At 61.1% G+C, this 15367-nt stretch carries 10 protein-coding genes and 3 pseudogenes; 3 read left to right on the forward strand and 10 right to left on the reverse strand.

Going from position 1 to position 15367, the window contains the following annotated elements:
* Positions 1-63: 63 nt before the first annotated feature.
* A pseudogene (locus NKJ09_RS08655) lies at positions 64-396 on the forward strand (BA14K family protein); the annotation flags it as partial.
* Between the two features lie 109 nt (positions 397-505).
* Here the strand turns inward: NKJ09_RS08655 and NKJ09_RS08660 are convergent.
* Both NKJ09_RS08660 and NKJ09_RS08665 read right to left on the reverse strand, forming a co-directional pair.
* Positions 506-694, reverse strand: coding sequence for a hypothetical protein (locus NKJ09_RS08660; RefSeq protein WP_352495744.1), 189 nt, complete (start codon positions 692-694; stop codon positions 506-508).
* A 163-nt stretch (positions 695-857) separates the two neighbouring features.
* A pseudogene (locus NKJ09_RS08665) lies at positions 858-1926 on the reverse strand (sensor histidine kinase).
* A 166-nt stretch (positions 1927-2092) separates the two neighbouring features.
* On the opposite strand from NKJ09_RS08665, the gene NKJ09_RS08670 reads away from it, so the two are divergent.
* Positions 2093-3373: a glucoamylase family protein gene (locus NKJ09_RS08670; RefSeq protein ID WP_352495743.1), complete on the forward strand. Its 1281-nt coding sequence runs from the start codon at positions 2093-2095 to the stop codon at positions 3371-3373.
* Between the two features lie 65 nt (positions 3374-3438).
* Here the strand turns inward: NKJ09_RS08670 and NKJ09_RS08675 are convergent, their stop codons facing one another.
* The 6 genes from NKJ09_RS08675 to NKJ09_RS08700 form a co-directional block, all read right to left on the reverse strand.
* Positions 3439-5859 (reverse strand): polysaccharide biosynthesis tyrosine autokinase, encoded by a 2421-nt coding sequence (locus NKJ09_RS08675; protein ID WP_352483975.1) that lies wholly within the window; start codon positions 5857-5859, stop codon positions 3439-3441.
* A gap of 149 nt (positions 5860-6008) precedes the next feature.
* Entirely contained in the window at positions 6009-6905 is an 897-nt protein-coding gene (galU, locus tag NKJ09_RS08680; RefSeq protein ID WP_352483974.1) for a UTP--glucose-1-phosphate uridylyltransferase GalU, read from the reverse strand.
* A gap of 76 nt (positions 6906-6981) precedes the next feature.
* On the reverse strand, positions 6982-7932 hold the full coding sequence (locus NKJ09_RS08685; protein ID WP_023717979.1) for a glycosyltransferase family 2 protein: 951 nt from the start codon (positions 7930-7932) through the stop codon (positions 6982-6984).
* Positions 7922-8872, reverse strand: coding sequence for a glycosyltransferase family 2 protein (locus NKJ09_RS08690; RefSeq protein WP_023717980.1), 951 nt, complete (start codon positions 8870-8872; stop codon positions 7922-7924). Before NKJ09_RS08690 ends, NKJ09_RS08685 begins: the two co-directional genes overlap by 11 nt.
* Positions 8872-9867 carry a glycosyltransferase family 2 protein gene (locus NKJ09_RS08695; RefSeq protein WP_352483973.1) on the reverse strand — a complete coding sequence of 332 codons (996 nt, stop codon included), beginning with the start codon at positions 9865-9867 and terminating at the stop codon, positions 8872-8874. The genes NKJ09_RS08690 and NKJ09_RS08695 overlap by 1 nt, the downstream gene beginning before the upstream one ends.
* 11 nt (positions 9868-9878) lie before the next feature.
* The gene (locus tag NKJ09_RS08700; RefSeq protein ID WP_023717982.1) at positions 9879-11051 is read right to left on the reverse strand and encodes a glycosyltransferase family protein; all 1173 of its coding nucleotides are present in this window, start codon (positions 11049-11051) and stop codon (positions 9879-9881) included.
* A 293-nt stretch (positions 11052-11344) separates the two neighbouring features.
* Between NKJ09_RS08700 and NKJ09_RS08705 the strand changes: the two are divergent.
* Positions 11345-12397 (forward strand): annotated as a pseudogene (locus NKJ09_RS08705) (polysaccharide pyruvyl transferase family protein); the annotation flags it as partial.
* 222 nt (positions 12398-12619) lie between these two features.
* On the opposite strand, the gene NKJ09_RS08710 reads toward NKJ09_RS08705, so the two are convergent.
* Positions 12620-14083, reverse strand: coding sequence for a lipopolysaccharide biosynthesis protein (locus tag NKJ09_RS08710; protein ID WP_352495742.1), 1464 nt, complete (start codon positions 14081-14083; stop codon positions 12620-12622).
* Positions 14080-15366, reverse strand: coding sequence for a glycosyltransferase (locus NKJ09_RS08715; RefSeq protein WP_352591600.1), 1287 nt, complete (start codon positions 15364-15366; stop codon positions 14080-14082). Before NKJ09_RS08715 ends, NKJ09_RS08710 begins: the two co-directional genes overlap by 4 nt.
* Position 15367 lies beyond the last annotated feature (1 nt).

Consider the following 15367-nt stretch of genomic DNA (forward strand, 5'->3'; position numbering starts at 1 on the left):
ATCGTTTTAAATCCGAGAAGGGATATCAACCATTCCTTCAAAGGAGATTTATGAACAAGATATGTGGCGACGGTCGACTACAAGCCGTGGATGAAGCGGAAATTCAACCGCAATCGCAATTTTTCGCGCAACGATGGCGTAAACTGGATCGGTCATCGCGGCTATCGTGAATACCATCGCGGTTATCGCCGTCATGGTGACTACTGGTTTCCTCTGGCGGCCTTCGCTGCCGGCGCGGTGATCAGCGGCGTGATCATTAACAACAACCAGAACCCGGTCGATCGCGGCGATTCGCATGTACAGTGGTGCTACGACCGATACCGGAGCTATCGAGCTTCAGACGATACATTCCAGCCTAGCTATGGCCCTCGGCAGCAGTGTAATTCGCCGTACTGAAATGTAAGGTTTTTGACCGCATCAACAACCTCGCATCGCGCGGGGTTTTCGTAGCGGCGCCAAGGCGGCGATAGAAAAGCGAAAGTAGCGTGGATCTCGGCTTGAGTGTCTATTCCAGACGGAATTCGACAGCGTGCGCTTCAGCCTCGGCAATGAGGCCGCCGTCGACGGCGGCTTCGAACGCTTTGGCAAAATACTGATCATCGGAAGTCTGGTGATCCTGGCCCGAAAGATCGATCGGATACGCGCCGATCACCCGGCCCGTAATTTTCTCGATTACTGTCACCGTCCGCTGCATTGGTTTCTTCTTCAATTAAACGGAACCTATAGCACAGAGAATAGGAACATCAGCGGCAGCCGCTCGCGAGCGGCTTCGCAACGTTCGAGCTACACCACCTGAGGGACACGACCTCCAAGGCGATATTCGGAACAGCCGCTTGAAACGCATGCCAAGCACCAAACTATGCTGCTTTCGGCATCCGCGACGTGAACGTCGCTCTGGTAATGGCAATCGTCGTGCCAGTATTGCCCGTGACCGTGTCAATGCGTGCTTCAAGCTGTTTAACAAGCGCCTCCACGATCGCTGTCCCCAGTCCCGCACCTGGAATGTCGCGAACGGGTTTGCCCCACCCGTTGTCCGATACGGTCAACTTCCAATCCTCAGCATCGGTCTCATAGGTCACCAAGATCAGCGCATCGACCTTTTCTGTCGAGAATGCATACTTGATGGCGTTGAGAACGAGCTCGGTCACGATCAGGCCAAGGCTGACCGCCTTCTGGGAGTCTATCCTTCCATTTTCCGCCATAACGTTTACAGCAATAGCCTGTGCTTCCCCGATCATCGAAGCGGCCAAACTACTGCAAAGCTTCGACAGATAAGAACCAACCTCGATTTCGTCGGCACCGGTTGAGGCATGGAGATGCCGCTGCACTTCTGCTACCGACAGCACGCGTTGATGGGCATCCTTCAGGTGCTGCCGCGTTTCATCTGAGGTGACGGACCGGGCCTTCAGCAGCAAAATGCTGGCGATGATCTGCAAGCTGTTGGCGACCCGGTGCTCCATTTCGCGCAGCAGCACATCTCTGCCGCAGCAGGTCTTCGGTGCGGCCGAGAAGTTCTTCCTTTTCCCTTTCTATGGCGCGGCGCGCCGTGATGTCATTGAAGGCGAGCAGGATGGTCGCGGCTGAACTGTGGTCGTAAAGGACCTTCCGCGCGTTGAGCAGCATCGTGCGCCGGCCGATATCGGGGAAATCATGCTCGACCTCGAAGCCGTCCATGGCGGTCTTCTCGGGAATGATCGTCTCCAAGAGCAGGTGAAGCGCTGGAATGTCCCACTGGCCGTCGCCCAGCGCGTAGAGCAGCGAGCCGTGCGTCTGCTCGGGGTCGACCCTGAAGGTCTGATAGAAGGAGTGGTTGGCCGCCAGCACGCGAAAGTTCTCATCGAGAACGAGGAAGGGTTCGACCATCGTATTGACGATGGCCTGCGCCAGCGTCTGCGCGTCTTCGATATTCGCAATGGGATGGAACATAGGCTTCGAGGCCAATCCAGGGGCTGTTTCCCCTTGATTTTCTTTCTACCGGGTCGCCAGGCACCTGTCGCGAATTGAATCGGCCTGACACGAGTGAGCGGCCGGTCCGTGCGCACAATTGTTTTAGGAATGGCCTTAGGACACCCGAGGCACTAACACCGGCTCGATGATTCCAGCACTCGACCTCCCGGAAAATACTCTCGAGCTCGACGATGATGCGCTGTTGGATGTCGTGCAGCGGCAGACGGTGCGCTATTTCTGGGAAGGCGCGCATCCCGTCAGCGGTCTTGCCCGCGACCGGCAAAAGACCACAGGTGATCCTGCCAACGATCTGGTGACGATCGGGGGGGCCGGTTTTGGCATTGCAGCCATCATCGTTGCGGTCGAGCGGGGATGGATCGACCGCACCGTGGCTTTGCTGCGATTGCACGGCATGCTCGATTTCTTGGAGAACTCCCCGCGCTACCACGGCGTTTTTCCGCATTTTATCAACGGGCGAACTGGTGCGACGATCCCGTTTCGTCGCAAGGACGACGGCGCTGATCTCGTCGAAACCACCTTCCTGTTTCAGGGTCTGATTTGCGCCCGTGAGTATTTCGCCGGGATGACAACTGGCGAAGTGCGCCTGCGCCAGCGCGTGGACGCGCTGTTGCTACAGGCCGAATGGAACTGGTTTACACGCGGCGCTCGGCAACTCATGTGGCATTGGAGCCCTAATTTTGGCTGGGCGATGGACAGCCCGATCAGGGGTTGGAACGAATGCCTGCTCACTTTCGTGCTGGCGGCGGGATCGGCGCGCCACCCTATTGATCCGGGAATCTATCACGAGGGTTTTGCTGTAGGACCTGGCTTTCGAAACGGGCGCGACCATGACGGGATCGTGCTGCCGTTGGGAATGAATTCTGGTGGCCCGCTCTTCTTTTCGCACTATTCTTTCTCCGGGCTCGATCCCCGGGGCCTAAGTGACCGCTACGCCGATTACTGGCAACAGAACGTCAGTCATACGCAGATCAATTATCGGCATTGCGTTCGCAATCCCCATAGCCATTTGGGATATGGACCGGACTGCTGGGGTCTGACCGCGAGCCATGGGCCGCGAGGATACGTCGCGCATGCACCCGACAGGGACTTTGGCGTGATCACTCCGTCTGCTGCCCTGTCGAGCTTTCCCTATGCCCCGGCGGAGGCGATGCGCGCACTGCGTGGCTTCCTGGGCAAGCCTCGAAAACGCATATGGGGCCGCTTCGGCTTTGTTGACGCGTTTTGCGAAAGCCGCAACTGGTACTCCCGAACCTATCTGGCGATCAATCAGGGGCCGATCATCGCGATGATCGAGAACCATCGTACAGGGCTGTTGTGGCGGCTTTTCATGAGGGCGCCGGAAGTGCGCAGAGGCTTGGAGAGGCTTAGCTTCATCAGCAAGCATCTCAGAATGTCAACACCCTAATAGATCTTTGCGACGCCGGGTGATTCCGCTTCGGTGCAAAAATGCTCGAAACGCGCGGACCGCACTCAGGCAGCCGCCTTTGTGCGCGCTTCTGATTTTTCCAGATAATAGCTCGAATATTTGTCGAAGAATTTTTCCGAGCCGCCGATCGCGCCATACTTGGCGAGTTTCTTCAGCTCGACCTTGTTCAGGACCGCGCCAATGATCTTCTTCGCGATATAGGGTTCCGAGCTCAGCATCGATTGCACCATCGCACGCGGCGTGCGTCCCCACTCGGTGACCAGCACGAAGCCGTCGACAAGCGGAGCGAAGGCCTTGGCGTCGACGACAGGCCCGAGCGGCGGCAGATCGACGATGATGTACTCGAAGGTTTCCTTGGCGTTGTCGATGAAGCGCCGCATGCCGGCCGAAGACAGAAGCTCGCTGGTATGCGAAAACTGGCCACGCAGGACGGCCGGGATGATCACCAGTTTGGTCTGCCGGTCGATCTTGCCGACCGACTGCCAGGTCTGCCCGCTCACCACCGCTTCCATCAAGCCCTGCTCGGCCTCCATGCCGAGGCTGCGGCTGAGGCCGGGATTGCGCAAGTCGCCGTCGATCAGCAGCGTTTTCGATCCGTTGGCGGCAAGCAGCCCGGCAAGATTGGCCGCCACCGTCGACTTGCCTTCGCCCGGAAGCACCGAGACCACGCCGATGACCCGGCTGCCCTGGCCTTCTATCACGACGTCGAAGGCGATCTTTGCGTTGCGCAGCGTCTCGGAGAACATCGATGCCGGTGCATCGACGGTTACCCGCATGCGCGCACGTTTTTCGGCTGCCGACAATGTTTTGGAGGGCTGGGATTTGGAGGACTTGGCGGTCTTGGATTCAACGACTTTGACGTCAGGCTGACCGCCATTGCGCTGGTCATCCTTGCCAGCCTTGCCGATGACCGGGAGATAGCCGAGGAATTTGAGGCCGACACGGTCGCGCACATCCTCGCCGGTCCTGAAGAAGCGTTCTCTGAATTCATTCAGGCCACCAACCCCGGCCCCCATCATTATGCCAAGCGCCAGCGAGAGCCCCAGCACGATGGCCGTGCGCGGGGTTGCGGCCGACTGTGGCATCGTCGCGTCCGAGATGACCCGGATCTTGCCGACTGGGAAGGATTGCTGTTGGGCAGCCTCCTCATAGCGGTTCAGGAACGTCTGGTAGAGCGTCGACAGCGCCGTGGCCTTTTGGTCCAGCTCACGCAGCTTGACCTGCGACTGGTTGTCGATGGAGCTCTTGCCAGCCGCCAAGGCGACATTTGCGCGGAGCGCGGTTTCGCGCGCCAGAGCGACCTCGTATTCGTTGCGGTAGCTTTCGGTCAGTTGCTTCAGCTCGCCGAAAATCTGCGCCGATATGTCGGCCTTCTCCTTGGCGAGCGCGACGGCCTGCGGATGTTGCGGGCCGAAATTGGCTTCGACGTCCTGCTGCCGCTTGGCGACGGTGAGATAGCGGTTCTTCAGCGTCGTGATGACGGAGCTGCTCGGCTGGTCGTTCGATATCGCGGCGTCCTTGAACGCATTGTCCGAGCCGCTTTCGACGATCGACTTGTACTGCTGATAGCGGGCGCCAGCACGTGCGGTATCGGCCTGCGCGACGATCAGCTGAGTGTTGAGATCGGACAATTGCTTGTCGCTGATCAGCTGGCCGTCATTGACGGCCAATCCATGTTCGGCCCTGAACTTTTCGACCGCGAGTGCGGCCGCCTGGGAGCTCTCACGAAGCTCGGTCAGCCGGCCTTGCAGCCAGACAGCCGCCCGCTCGGTCGCGTCGAAGCTGGCATCAAGCTGATCGGCGAGATAGGCGTCGGCATAGGCCTTGGTGATGGCGGTCGCAAGCGCCGGATCCGTCGCCTGAAAGGAGATGCTGATGACAAAGCTTCGGCCGATCCGCTCGGCATCGAGTTGGTTCTGCAGTTTGAAGATTGCGTAGTCGCGGGGCGACGACGATGCGGTGATCGCGTCACGCGTCGCGGCATCAAGCTGAGTGACATCGGTTGTGCTCGCGGCGCGCTTGGGGCGGACAGACTGGATGATACCGCGTACAAAGCTTGCGACCTTAGACAGGGCCGATGTCGGAGGGTTCATGAAAGCATCGTTCTGATCGAGCTTCAGCTTGTCGACGACCACCCCCGCCAGCCTGGCCGACTGTAGAATTTCGATCTGGCTCAGAACGGCGGAGTCGGTCTGCATGCTGACCGACGCCGCCGAAATATCGTCGACGACCTTGTTCAATCCTTCGTCGATCAGCACGCTGCTCGTCGCCACATAGGTAGGAGGCGTGGTCTGCAAATAGAGCACGCCGAGAAAGAGACCGATGATGGCGCAGGCGGCAACCACTTTCGCCTGCCGCGCGGCCATGCCAAGCAGACGCTCGATGTCGATGAAGTCTTCGGCGTTTGCCGCACTCGAAGTCGGCAATGGCGTCCTCTTGTCGACAGGAAAATTGGCATAGTTCATCTTCGGTCCAATTCTAGTTTGCAGGCGCTACCGCCTCGAAGATCGGCACATAGGGTGCAAACCCTGCGCCGGACAGTGCGCGTTACGCGCGGCGCAACGGCCTGTCCTGCGTCATCAGCCGCACCCACAATGCCTCGAAAAAATGGACATTATGCGGCTTCTTCCCGACGCTGATGCGACCGGACGAATTCCTGCAGCATCTCGAAGATCGGACCCTTCATGTCCTCACGCGCCAGCGCGAAAGCGACATTGGCCTGGATGAAGCCCTCCTTCGAACCGCAGTCGAACATGCGGCCGTTGAAAGGCTGGGCGAAGAAGGCCTGCGTCTGTGCGAGACGCACCATTGCGTCGGTCAGTTGGATCTCGTTGCCGGCGCCGCGTTGCTGGCTGCCCAGCAGCGAGAATATCTCGGGCTGCAGGATGTAGCGGCCGTTGATGTAGAAGTTCGACGGCGCGTTGGCCGGTGCCGGCTTTTCGACCATGGCCGTCACCTCGAAGCCGGTGCCGACATCCGCGCCGCGCCCGACAATGCCGTATTTGTTGGTCTCGGTCGGATCGCAACGCTCGACGGCGATAACGTTTGCGCCAGTCTGCGCATAAAGATCGGCGACTTCGGCAAGACACCCTCGCCCGCCAAAGGACACCATATCCGGCAACAGCAACGCGAAAGGTTCGTCGCCGATGACCTCTCGCGCGCACCAGACGGCGTGGCCGAGGCCTTGCGGCGACTGCTGACGGATGAAGCTCGTCGCGCCGGCGACGGGAAGCAGGCTCTCGAGTGATTCGAGCTGCGCCTTCTTGCCGCTCTGCTCCAGGGTTCCGATCAGTTCAGGATGCAGATCGAAATAGTCCTCGATCACCGCCTTGTTGCGGCCGGTGACGAAGACGATGTGCTCGATGCCGGCCTCGAATGCCTCGTCCACCGCATATTGCACCACAGGCTTGTCGACCACCGGCAGCATTTCCTTCGGCATGGATTTGGTCGCCGGCAGGAACCGCGTTCCAAGCCCCGCCACCGGTATGACTGCCTTCCTGACTTTTTTCATTGCATGTTCCTTCTGAGGAGATCGATTTCAACCCTGTCGCAGGCGGCGAAATTTGTCTTCATTCGCCTGCAGCCCTTTACCTCCCCGCCACCACGGCAAACTGTGCCGCTACCCTTCGCAGCCGGACGGCGATCGGCATGCTCATATGCCGAACCGCCGCCGGATCGCTGAGCGCCGTCCATATCGCCTTGAGCGGGGACCGCGCCTTGATGTGCTGAACCAGCGACAGGAATGATGCCGCCCGCCGCAGGCTGCGAGCGCGCCTGGCGAACGCCGCCGCGGCCGCAGCATCCATGGAATGGGTCGCGGCGAAGGTGGCATCGGCCCGGCGCATCGCCTCGACGTGATGAAGTTCGAGCACCCGGGAGATGGAACCGGTGCGAATGTGGTAAATATAGCCCGTCGTCGGCTCGACCACGCATTTGCCGCCTTTGGCCAGAGCACTGGCCAGGAGGATGTAGTCTTCGCCAATGATCAGGCTTTCATCGTAACGAAGCCCGTTCTCGTTCAGGAACCGGCGCTGGAAGATCGGCTTGAGATAGCCGAGATTGAACCTCGATTCGAAGAGGACATTGCCGCCGATGTAATCCGCCAGCGAGATTTCACTGAGCCCTTCCAGATAGTCGGCCGGGAACATCGTCTCTTCCGCAACGCCGTCCTCCCGAACGACCTGCAGATTATCGACCGCGATCTCGGCGCCGGCTTTTTCCGCGCGTTCGATCATGGTGCAGATTCGCCCGGGATAGACCGCGTCGTCGGAATCGAGAACCGCTACCCACCTGCCGCGGGCAAGCTCAAGGCCGGCATTCCTGGCGCCGCCAGGCCCACGGTTTTGCTCAAGCGCGACAACGCGTACGATGTCTTCGGGGTAGGATCTCGCCAGGTCGAGCGTCCGGTCGCGCGACTTGTCGTCGACGACGATGACCTCGAGGCTGACATTGCGCTGGGCGACGGCGCTGGCAATCGCCCGATCGATGGTCGCCTCGGCATTGTAGGCGGCAATCACGAAGCTCACGTCAGGCTGCACGCTTGCCCCCTTGCTGCGGCGAAGACAGGCCGTATTGGCGGATTTCACGAACCCCGACGAGGCCGCTGACGACGCCGACATGCATAATGCCGCGAAGGACGCTGCGGTTCCGTCGGACGGGGTCGATGGCGACCGGAATTGCCGACAGGAAACTATAGCCGGCCTTTGCCGCGGCAATGCCGACCTGCTTGAGCCGGGCAAGGCCGCGCGCGTTGCGCCCCAGGAGGTGGCCATGCGTCTGTCCGACGCGGAACCGGCGGCGGCCGAGCCAGTCGAATGCCGCCCTGGCAGGCGGCACGACTTCATCGACCCAAGCCTCTGGCGAAAAGGCGATACTGCCGCCGGCCTTGACCATCTGGTCGAAGAATTCCGTATCTTCGCCGCCGGTCTGGCCACGTGCCAGGCTGAAGCGCCGGCCGCGCAGGCTCTCAGCGCCAATTCTGAGCAGGACGTTGCAGGTGTAGCCGGTGCGGATCTCGCCGCGCACCCAGACCGGCGAGGTCGAGTGGAAATCGCCTTTGCGCATCCAGTCGGGCGCATCCGGCAGGTAACGGGCTTGCACCGGCCCGAGCACGGCCGCAGCACCAGTTGCTTCCACCGCCGCCACCAGTTCGGCAAGCCAGCCAGCGGTGGCCGTCTCGTCGTCGTCGATAAAGGCGACGAAATCCGCCGCACTGGCATCGAGGCAAGCGTTGCGCGCGATCGAAATGTTGCGGGCCGGGGCGTGCCGGTAGGTCACCGGCAGCTTCAACTCCCCCGCTAGCTTGGCGACCAGCGTTTCGGCCGTCGGCGTATCGTCGTTGTCCGCGATGATGACACCGACATCGAATCCCGCGGGCATATCCATGGCTGCTACGGAGCGGAGCGTGTCGACAAGCTCCGGCCGGCGAAATGTGCAGACGCAAATATCGATGCTTCGATTTTTCTTGACCGGGTCCATCACGCTACCCCGCGCTGCGGTCGCGGTGCTAGCAGCTGCAGCCAGAAGCCGACCGACCAGCCGAAATGCATGACCATTGCCGAGACCCCGGCAAGCGCAATGTCGGGTTTGCGCTGACTGACCGCGGTCCAGAAGCCGTAGCCAAGGCAGACCGAGACCCATAGCAAAAGCGGCACGGCCGCCAGCCAGTGGACGAAGGAAAAGGCGGCGAGAAGAACCACGGGAAACACCAGAAGCGGCACCATCTGCCGGATCTTCGGGATCATGCGGTGCTTGAGAACGTTCTTCGCCCGGCCGCGGCCATAGCCGAGATACTGAAAATAGAGGCCCTTCAGCGAGGAGCGCGGGTAGTAGACCATTTGTGTCTTACCGGTCATCCAGATCCGGTAACCGGCCTGACGGAGCCGATAGTCGAGTTCGGCATCCTCATTGTGGCTGAACGTCTCGTCATAGCCGCCGACCGCGGTGAAGGCCGATATCCGGATCAGCGCATGGTGGCCATGATCGACCCATTCCCCCGCCGAAAGGTGCCGATGCTTGGAGCCGCCGGTGCCGAGCCTGGAATTCTGGGCCGCGGCCGCCGCCTTCTGCACCATGCCGCTGCCACTGGTCAGCATCGAGACGACGACCGAATCCGCCCCGGTGGCCTGCGCTTCTTCGACCAGCCGGTCGCAATAGTCGGCGGGATAGCCGCCATGCGCGTCGATGCGAATGAGATAGTCGACGCCCTCCCCGAACCTGGCAACGGCGAGATTGATCGCCGCGCTCTGCAAGCGCTTTTCATTGTGGAGCAGGACCACCCGCTGATCTTTTGCGGCGATATCCGCGACGATCGTCCTGGTGCCGTCCGTACTGCCGCCATCGGCAACGATGATCACGGCGCCCAGCCTCTTGGCCGCAGGGCGGAGCTCTCGAAGCAACGCGCCGATATGGGGCGCTTCGTTCAGGCACGGAACCACGATCATGCAGGATGGGAGCGTTTCGGTTTGCGTCATCGGCCGTCCTTCTATGCCAATGCTTCGGCAGCATATGGACCGGGCGCCGCGGCAAGGCCGCGGAGTTTTTCGACGAGCGCCCGGCAATCGGCGCGGTCGTAGCTCCAGGTGCGCGGATTGCGGGCGAGAACACGTGCCCTCAATGTCTCGAACCGATGCTGCTCCATGGTGCCGAGGGCAGCTTCGAGCGCCTCGGGCGTGGCTTCTGGCAAAAGAACGCCGATGCCTTGCCGATCGAGGAACCGGCCGGTCTCGGTGTTGCCCATCGAGATCGGCACGGCTCCGAAGCGGCAGCCCTCATAGAGACGGTTGGGCAGCAGCCATTCGGAATTCAGGCCCTGCTCAAAAAAGTCGATGGCCCAGGAAAAGTGAACCTCGCGGTAGATCGCCGCCATATCCTCCGGATTGCGATAGGGTCCGCCAAACGAGAGCCAGGGTTCCGATTCAACAAAACCGTGGAAATCGGGAAATTCGGACAACGCCGGGCGGCCTCTGAGGACGATTTCGAAGCGGCCGTCGAGGCGGCGCGAAAATTCGGCCAGAAGCTCCAGGGAGCGGCGGCAGCGGAGCGCCCCGAACCAGCCGATTCGCCAAGGCGGCGCAACAGGATTCTCCTCCGTCATGCGGTCATCCAGGGAAGCCGCGGCTGGCTCGAAATACTTGTTTTCGAGCAGTTCGACCGGCGCGGCAATCTGTCCGAACGGCTTGAAATAATTGGCGATGAAGGCCGGAGAGCTGGTCACCAGAAGCTTCACATCCCTGGCCAGGAAGCGTTCTGCGCCGCGCATCGCCCAGCCCAGCGGATCGTCGCGAAGCAGCAGACGATGGATGTCGAGGCACTCGTAGACAATCGGCACCGTTGCCTGGAAAGCCGACCTGGCCCGCCGGGCAAGCGCCAGCATTTCCAAATTGCGCGCGATAATGAGGTCGGGCCGTTGCATTGAACCCAGCTTGGAGCCGGTCGAGACCACCGCCTTCATGATCGCCGCCAGACGCTGGGCGAATCGGCCATCACGCGTCGGGCCGAGATCGATCGGCTGCAAGCCCTCGACATCAGCAACCGCGCTTGCCGTTCGACGAAAGCCCGCCAGCGTAACCTGGGCGCCGCCTGCCTTGAGCATTATGATCCGCCGGCGCACTGCCGGGTCGGAGACGTCGTGTACCAAGTACAAGACATGCAGCATGAAAAACTCGACCGCTGTTGGCCCGCCCGCGACAATGCTAGTACAGCTCTTGCTGCATCGCAACATTTTTGGTTGCAGCGTAGCAAAGATCCACATTTTTTGTTGCACTGCAAAATCGATGGGTTAATCTCGCTCTGCTTGGGCCGCATGGACCGCGCGTTGGCCCTGCCATTGGGCTGCGCGCCAATAATCACGACGCGAGGACCATCCTTGGCGTGCAGCATTTTCGGCCAACCCGCACCTCGGCATCCGTCGACCGAACCGCGGGACTACTCACGAAATGAGGTCATTCAATGAAGATCGCGGTTGAAAACACCGTCTGCCTGAATACCGGAGACGCAGCGATTCTCCTGGCGATTCGCCATGTTTTCAAGACGATCGTGCAGGACGATATCCAGTTCTACGTCTTCGACAGCCAGCCGGAGGTGGCGGCGAGGCTCTACACGAAGAAGGAGTATCCAGATCTCGAATTCCACAAGCTGCTGTCGGAATCGCTGTTCCGCTACAAATACGGCAGTGGGCTGAAGAACCTGTTCAAGCCGATCTACAATCGGCTCGTACTCAATGCCCTGCGGCGGTTCGGCATCCGCGGCGTTCTCGGGCGTTTGTTCAGCTCAAGCAATCGCCGTGGTCTCGAGATCTACAAAGACGCCGACCTCGTGGTCACGACAGGCGGAACCTATCTCGTCGAGACCTACAATCTGGAACGGCGCCTCAATCAATTCCGGATCGACGCGATTCTGGGCAAGGACCCGGTCTTCTTCACGCAATCGCTCGGCCCGTTCAACAAAAGTTACAATCGCCAGGAGTTGAGCCCGATCTTCGACCGGAGCCCGCTCATCCTGCTGCGCGATGAACGTTCGAGAGGCCACATTGTGGACATGGTGAAAGACCCCGGCAAATGCCACGTCGTGGCCGACGCCGTCTTTGCGCTGGCCGATACCGACAGGATCGGAAGTTTTCTGGCCTCCGGCCAGTCGGCGACTGTCACCGGCCGCGTCGCCATTTCCGTCCGTCACTGGAACTATGTCAGCGACGGCGAGGGCGGCATGCGCCGCTACATCGACTCGATCCGCGAGATTGCGACCATCCTGGTCAGGGACCACGCCAAGCAGGTGACCTTCGTCTCTACCTGCCAGGGCGTGCCGGAATACGCCCATGACGATTCCAAGACGGCGCGGGCGATCGTTGCCGAACTCGATCCGGAGATCGCCAAGCATGTGAGCGTGGACGCTTCGTTCCACACGCCGGAGCAACTGATGGCCCTGGTGAAAGGCTTCGACTTCGTCGTCGCGACGCGCATGCACATGATGATCATGTCGCTCTGCGTCGGCACGCCGGTGCTGCCGATCGCCTATGAATTCAAGACCAAGGAACTCGCCAAGCGGATCGGCGTCGCCGACCTGCTGCTCGACATCGACACGGTAACGCCCGAGGAAGCGAGCGAGAAGCTCGGCAGACTTACCGCCAATCTCGACCTCTATCGCAGGACGAGCCTTCAGGCAGTGCTTGAGGAGCATGCGTCGGCGATGTCGGCAGGTGAGCTTTTGAGGCCGGTTATTGCCTGCCTAGCGGGCGTTGCGCATGGCGCTGGAAAGCGTGGTGAACAACGCACTGCGCGACTGGCGAAGGGCAAGCATGAGGATCAGGCCGATCGAATAATTGAGGGCAACCGCCAGGACCACCGCGAGCAGGTCTGACTGGCCGGCCAGCGATACGGGCAACTCCCGGTAGACGGACCAGGCAAGCAGCGACGACATGATGAAAAGCCCCTGCATGATCAGGAAGTCGGCTGCGGTCACCGGGCCGACCCGGTGGACAAGAACGGCAAGCACCGGGACGCGCAGCATATAGCCGCTGATCGCGTAGGCCGCGGCGACACCGACGGCGCCCCAGTGCAGGCCGATAATGAAGGCGGCGACCGTCGTCAGCGACGAGTAGATGCCCCAGTGGAACATGGTCTTGGTCTTGCCCTGGCAGATGAAGATCCATCCGGTGGTGCTCGAGACGGACTGGATCAGGCTGGCGATGCCCAGCCAGGCGAAGATCGGCGCCACCGCTGTCCAGCGCTCGCCGAAGAGAAGCCCGACGACCTGGTCCGACGTCAGCGTCAGCGCCGCGATGCCGGGCATGGTGATGGCCGCCAGCATCCAATTGGTCCGCACATAGATGTCGCGAAACCGCGCCTTGTCCTCATGGATGCGGCTCAGCAGCGGCACCATCACGCGTGTCAGCGGCTGGTTGATGTTCTGCAGCGGAAACAGCAGGAGCTTATAGGCGCGGTCATAGTAGCCGAGTTCGATCGCGCCCGAATATTTTCCGATCAGGATGTTGTCGAGATTGCGCGAGAAGAAGTTGGCCAGATTGAAGCCGGTCAGATTGGCGCCGAAGGACAATATGTCGGTATCGACCTTCAGGTCCGGCCGCGACGGCGTCCAGCGCGCCACCTGCCATGCCGCGGCCAGCGCGACAACAGCCGAAACCGCCGGGCCGATGACCAGCGACCAGTAGCCCAGTCCCGCATAGGCGGCGATTGCGGTAGTCGCAAGTCCGGCAGCGGCGGTTATCACATCGTTCAGCGCGAGCTGGCCAAAGCGCAAATGACGGTTCATCAGCGCCAGCGGCACCGCGGCGAGGCTGCCAAGAAGCAGCGGCAAGGCAGAGCCGATGGTGATCCCGACCATGCGTTGATCGCCGTAGAAGGCGGCGATGGCGGGCGCCAGGCATGCCACCACCACGGCACTGCCCAGCCCAACCAGCGCACTGATCCAGAATACCTGGTTGAGCTGTTCGGTGCTGATGTCCTTGCGCTGGACCACAGCCTGCTGCAGGCCTAGGTTTTGAAGCAATCCGACAAAGGCCACGATCGGCCCGACGGAAGCCACGAGACCAAAATCCTCGGGGACCAGCAGACGCGCAAGCACGATGACCGAGAGAAACTGGATCGCCATCTTGAAGCCTTGCGCGCCGATCGTCACCACGCCGCCGCGCAGAGCGACGCGACCGAACTGGGGGGGCGGGTTGGCGTTCATGCCGGGCGCCTGGCTTCGGCGAGTTGAGCAACGATCTGCGCAAAACGTTCGTTGAGCAGGTCCGCGTTGAAATCCTGCTCGATCTTGCGGCGCGCCGCACGTGCGATGCGCTCGCATTTGTCCGGGTTCTCGGCCACCCAGACAAGCTTGCGGGCCAACGCCGCAACGTCTCGCTCCGGTGCGAGGAAGCCTGTCTCCTGATCCTCGATCAACTCGGGGATGCCCGAGTGATAGGTGCTGACAACAATCAGCCCGGCGGCCATAGCTTCCATCAGCGCCACCGGAATACCCTCGAGATCGCCGTCCTGTGCAGCAACGCTGGGCAGCAGGAATACGTGGGCATCGCGCAGGCGCTGCTTGACCTCGGCGTGCGGGCGCGGCCCGAGGAAAGTCACCCGGTCGGCAACGCCGAGATTTGCGGCGAGCTTCTTCAACTCTTCCAGCAATTCGCCGCCGCCAATCACCGTATAGACCCAGTTGCGCCGCGGAAGGCCGGCGAGGGCGCGCAGGGCGAATTCGATGCCCTTCTTTTCGGTCAGCCGGCAGACCGAGATGAAGGACAGCGTGTCCCGGTCCCAGGAACGCCAATGATAGCTGATCTCGCCCGGCCGCACGCCCATATGGTGAACCATGACTTGCGCGGCAGGCGCGCCGACGCCGATCAGGGCGTCGCGGAAAAACGCGTTCACCGGCAGCTGGAGAACGCCCTTTTCGAAAACAACCTTGTAGCGCGTGAGCGTGTCGTCATGCAGCGGTTCGCCGACATCGCGGCCGTGGAATATGGTTACCAAAGGAGCGGAAATCCGGCCTCGTTTCATGGCGCGGGCAACGCGCATGCCGTTATTGCCGAAATGCGCGACGATCACATCGGCGTTCTGCAATTTGCGCGCAAAGGCGATGTCGATAACGGTCGAGAGCTTATCCCAGAACCTGCCCGACCATCTCCTGAGCGTCGGGCGAAAGCGCCCCAGTCCGCCCCACCAGCAGACGACCTTGCCAGGCAGCGCCTGCCAGCGGCGATCGTCGATGTTGCTGTCCTTGCCGAACGACGTCTCGTTGCAGACGACGCCGACTTGCATGCCGCGCTCGAGGCACCCTTCTATCTGGTCGAGGACGAAGGTCTCCGACAAAGAGGGGAACTTATCAACTACGAAGCAAATCTTCATCGAATGGACGATCTTTCGAGGCCGGTCGGCGATCTGCTCGCGCGGATGAGGGCTGAAGCCCGTCGCCGCCGTGCGAGGCGCCCCAAGCGTCTGGTGTTGTGCGTGCCGTTGTCCCAAA

This window comes from Mesorhizobium sp. M0189 (assembly GCF_040322135.1).
Classification (GTDB): domain Bacteria; phylum Pseudomonadota; class Alphaproteobacteria; order Rhizobiales; family Rhizobiaceae; genus Mesorhizobium.